Below are 4505 nucleotides of genomic sequence, written 5' to 3'. Positions count from 1 at the left end.
CTGGTCCGTTGCAACAACCGCCGTACGACCCGCTGCGCGGCCTGCGCGGAGATCTACCGCCGCGACACCTTCCACCTGATCACCTCCGGCCTGCGCGGCGGCAAGGGCGTCCCCGAACGCGTCGCCGCCCACCCCCGCGTCTTCGCCACCTTCACCGCCCCCGGCTTCGGCCCGGTCCACAACCGCCCCACCGGCCCGGCCCGAACCGTCCGCCACTGCCGCTGCGGCGCCCTCCACGACCAGGACGACGCTGCCCTCGGCACCCCGCTCGACCCTGACACCTACGACTACGAAGCAGCCGTGCTCAGGAACGCACACGCAGGCGCGCTCTGGCGGCGCTTCTCCACCTACCTCCGCCGGGAAGTCGCCAAGCGCGCCGGGCTCACACAACGCGACTTCCGCGACCACGCCCGCATCTCCTTCGCCAAGGTCGCCGAGTACCAGAAGCGTGGCGCCGTCCATTTCCATGCGGTCATCCGCATCGACGGCCCCGAGGGCGGCGACACCCCGCCTCCCGCCTGGGCAACCGCCGAGCTGCTGACCGATGCCATCCGCGCCGCCGCGACTGCTGCCCGTGTGGACGGCCCGGTGATCGACGGGCGCCCGCACACCTTCGCCTTCGGCCGCCAGCTCGACGTACGCACCATCCGGTCCGCCGATTTTGACGGTAGCCAGGAGCTGACTGAGCGGGCCGTCGCCGCGTACATCGCCAAGTACGCGACCAAGGGCGCCGAGACTGCCACGGGTGCGCTCGACCGGCCGCTGAAGTTCCTCGCCGAACTTGCCCAGCTCGACATCAGCGACCACGCCCGCCGCGTGATCCGTACCGCATGGACCCTCGGCGCCCGCAAGGAGCTGGAAGAACTCCGGCTCCGGGCCTGGGCCCACATGCTCGGCTTCCGCGGTCACTTTTCCACCAAGTCCCGGCGCTACTCGACCACCCTTGGAGCCCTCCGCACGGCCCGCGCCGAATGGCGAGCGGCTCAGGCCGCAGCAGCCAGCGCGGCACGGACCACCTCCGAAAATCCGGAAGGGGTCACGACGCTCGTCCTCGCCCACTGGGTGTACGCAGGAACCGGCCTCACCGACACAGAAGCCTGGCTCGCCGAGACTCTCGAACCCGCCCTCGGAACAGAAGGAGAACCGACCCGTGGCTGAGTCCAGTTCCGCTGTGGCCGTCCTGGAGGCGGCTGACCCCTCCGCAGTGCTGCTGACCGTCGAGGAGGCGGCTCGACGGCTGCGCATCGGTCGCACGACCGCCTTCCGGCTCGTCCTTGCCGGAGAGATCGAATCGGTGACCGTCGGGCGGCTGCGCAGGGTTCCCGCCGATGCTCTGCCCGCTTTCGTGGCCAAGCTGCGGCACCGTCCCGCAGAAGCGGCCTGAGGCGGACGGCGTGACAGAGACGAAGCGCACACGTCAGCCCAATGGGGCCTCGTCCATCTACTTCGGTAAGGACGGCAAATGGCATGGCCGCGTGACGGTCGGTGTCCGTGATGACGGGAAGCCTGACCGCCGCCACATCGAGCGGAAGACGAAGGCCGAAGTCACGAAGGCCGTTCGCGAGATGGAGAGGGCGCGCGATGACCGGAAGCTTCGGAAGCCGGGCAAGGGCTGGACCGTCCAGGGCTGGCTTGAACACTGGGTCGAAAACATCGCCAAGCCGTACGTCTCCGAGAACACGTACGACGGGTACGAGGTCGACGTTCGCGTACACCTCGTGCCCGGCCTGGGCGCCCACAAGCTCGACCGCCTGGAGCCTGAGCACCTCGAACGCTTCTACCGGAAGATGCAGAACGCGGGGAGCTCCGCCGGTACGGCTCACCATGTCCACCGGACGATCCGGGTCGCTCTCGGTGAAGCCGTGCGGCGCGGGCATGTCCCGACCAACGTGGCCGAGATCGCCAAGGCTCCGCGGATCGAAGAAGAGGACATCGAGCCTTACACGATTGAGGAGGTACAGAGTCTGCTTGTGGAAGCGGCCAAGCTTCGCAATAGCGCTCGCTGGGGTCGTCGCTCTGGCGCTCGGCCTCCGGCAGGGAGAAGCGCTTGGGCTGCACTGGGAAGACGTGGACCTGGAGGCGGGTTACGTCCGCATCCGTAAGAACCGGCTCCGGCCGAAGTACCGGCACGGCTGCGGAGACGGTGAGCCGTGCGGCAGGAAGGCCGGGTACTGCCCTCAGCGTGCGCAGATCCGCCGCGAGCACAAGTCCACGAAGTCCCGTGCCGGACGGCGCACGGTCGGCCTGCCCGATCCACTGATCAAGCTCCTCCGTCAGCACCAGGAGGAGCAGGAGCGGGAACGGATCGCTGCCGGTGGCGACTGGGAGGACAAGGGGTACGTCTTCGCCTCGCCGACTGGCGGCCCTCTTAGTCCCAACACGGACTATCACCTGTGGAAGCGACTGCTCCGGTATGCGGGCGTACGTGACGGTCGCCTCCATGACGCACGACACACCGCCGCGACCGTACTTCTGCTCCTCGGCGTCCCGGATGTCGTGGTGGACGCGATCATGGGATGGGAGCCCGGGGGAGCGGCTCGGATGCGGGCCCGGTACATGCATGTCACCGGGCCGATGCTGCGAAAGGTCGCCCAGCAAGTCGGAGGCGCGCTCTGGGAGCCGCAGAAGGCCGACTGAGACGGAAACTGAGACGGGCGTACGCCAGAGGGCCGGACCACTTTCGCGGTCCGGCCCTCTGATCAGGCGGAGGATACGAGATTCGAACTCGTGAGGGGTTGCCCCCAACACGCTTTCCAAGCGTGCGCCCTAGGCCACTAGGCGAATCCTCCGCCGCAAACAATACAAGACGTTGGAGGGTGCTCGCGAACACGATCCACTCGGCGGCTCCCGAGATCGGATCGAGGGTGGCGCGAGGTCGGGAGCGGTGGGGTCCGGCGTCGCTTCCGGGGCCGGGTATCCGCTAGGGTGGGCGTCAGCCCCTCACGTGGCGCTATCTGACTGAACTCCCCCAGGGCCGGAAGGCAGCAAGGGTAGGTCGGCTCTGGCGGGTGCGTGGGGGGCGCTTTGCGTTCGGGCGGTCCGGGTTGTCAGTGGTCGCCATTAACCTCGTATGTGTGTCGTCTCTCGCGCTGTACCGCCGCTATCGCCCGGAGTCGTTCGCCGAGGTCATCGGGCAGGAGCATGTAACCGACCCGTTGCAGCAGGCGCTGCGCAACAACCGGGTCAATCACGCCTACCTGTTCAGTGGTCCGCGCGGCTGCGGCAAGACGACCAGCGCGCGCATCCTGGCCCGCTGCCTCAACTGTGAGCAAGGTCCCACGCCGACTCCCTGCGGCGAGTGCCAGTCCTGCCGGGACCTGGCTCGGAACGGGCCGGGTTCGATCGACGTCATCGAGATCGACGCGGCGTCGCACGGTGGTGTGGACGACGCCCGTGACCTGCGCGAAAAGGCCTTCTTCGGCCCGGCGTCGAGCCGGTACAAGATCTACATCATCGACGAGGCCCACATGGTCACGTCGGCGGGGTTCAACGCGCTGCTCAAGGTGGTCGAGGAGCCTCCGGAGCACCTCAAGTTCATCTTCGCGACGACCGAGCCCGAGAAGGTCATCGGCACGATCCGCTCGCGGACCCACCACTACCCCTTCCGGCTCGTGCCCCCCGGCACGCTCCGCGACTATCTGGGCGAGGTCTGCGGACGCGAGCAGATGGCCGTCGAGGACGGTGTGCTGCCGCTGGTCGTGCGGGCGGGCGCCGGTTCCGTGCGTGACTCCATGTCCGTCATGGACCAGCTCCTCGCCGGAGCCGCCGAAGACGGTGTGACATACGCCATGGCGACCTCCCTCCTCGGCTACACGGACGGCTCGCTGCTCGACTCCGTGGTCGAGGCCTTCGCCTCCGGGGACGGGGCGGCGGCCTTCGAGGTCGTGGACCGCGTCATCGAGGGCGGCAACGACCCACGGCGCTTCGTCGCCGACCTCCTGGAGCGGCTGCGCGACCTCGTCATCCTCGCCGCGGTGCCCGACGCCGCGGAGAAGGGGCTCATCGACGCCCCCGCCGACGTCGTGGAGCGGATGCAGGCGCAGGCCGGTGTCTTCGGCGCCGCCGAGCTCAGCCGCGCCGCCGACCTGGTCAACGAGGGCCTGACCGAGATGCGCGGCGCCACCTCGCCGCGGCTCCAGCTGGAGCTGATCTGCGCGCGCGTGCTGCTCCCCGCCGCCTATGACGACGAGCGTTCCGTCATGGCCCGCCTCGACCGCCTGGAGCGCGGGGGGAACTTCGTCCCCGGCGGCCAGGGCCCCGCACCCGCCATGGGGTACGTCCCGGGCCCCGAGGTCCACGCGGGCGTGCAGCAGCCGGGGGTTCCCATGCCTCCCGCCGGGCCCCCGCAGGTTCCTCACGTGTGCGCAGAGCGCTCCGGTGCCCCAGGGCCCGCCCGTGCCGCCGGGCGGCGGTCCCGCCGCCGCGCGCGCGGCGGTACGAGGGCCGGGCGGTGCGGCGGCCCCGTCGCAGGGCGACGCCGCCCCGCAGGCCGCCGCCGCTCAGAC

The 4505-nt window shown here is 69.7% G+C and carries 2 protein-coding genes, 1 tRNA gene, 1 other RNA gene and 2 pseudogenes; 5 read left to right on the top strand and 1 reads right to left on the bottom strand.

What is annotated here, in order from left to right; all coding sequences use genetic code 11:
* The 3 genes and pseudogenes from AB8Z36_RS29690 to AB8Z36_RS29680 all read left to right on the top strand — a co-directional run.
* Positions 1–1158: replication initiator (locus AB8Z36_RS29690; RefSeq protein WP_369216473.1), on the top strand; the 1158-nt coding region annotated here is incomplete at its 5' end.
* Positions 1151–1384 (top strand): excisionase family DNA-binding protein, encoded by a 234-nt coding sequence (locus tag AB8Z36_RS29685; RefSeq protein WP_369216472.1) that lies wholly within the window; start codon positions 1151–1153, stop codon positions 1382–1384. The genes AB8Z36_RS29690 and AB8Z36_RS29685, both read left to right, overlap by 8 nt.
* Before the next feature lie 10 nt (positions 1385–1394).
* Positions 1395–2637 (top strand): annotated as a pseudogene (locus AB8Z36_RS29680) (tyrosine-type recombinase/integrase).
* Positions 2638–2704: 67 nt separating this feature from the next.
* Here AB8Z36_RS29680 and AB8Z36_RS29675 read toward each other — a convergent pair.
* Positions 2705–2789, bottom strand: a tRNA-Ser gene (locus AB8Z36_RS29675).
* Positions 2790–2931: 142 nt separating this feature from the next.
* On the opposite strand from AB8Z36_RS29675, the gene ffs reads away from it, so the two are divergent.
* An RNA gene (gene ffs, locus AB8Z36_RS29670) (signal recognition particle sRNA small type) lies at positions 2932–3030 on the top strand.
* Positions 3031–3074: 44 nt separating this feature from the next.
* Positions 3075–4505 (top strand): annotated as a pseudogene (locus AB8Z36_RS29665) (DNA polymerase III subunit gamma and tau); the annotation flags it as partial.

This window comes from Streptomyces flavofungini (assembly GCF_041028215.1).
GTDB lineage: Bacteria > Actinomycetota > Actinomycetes > Streptomycetales > Streptomycetaceae > Streptomyces > Streptomyces flavofungini_B.
This window is presented reverse-complemented; position numbering and strand designations above follow the sequence as displayed.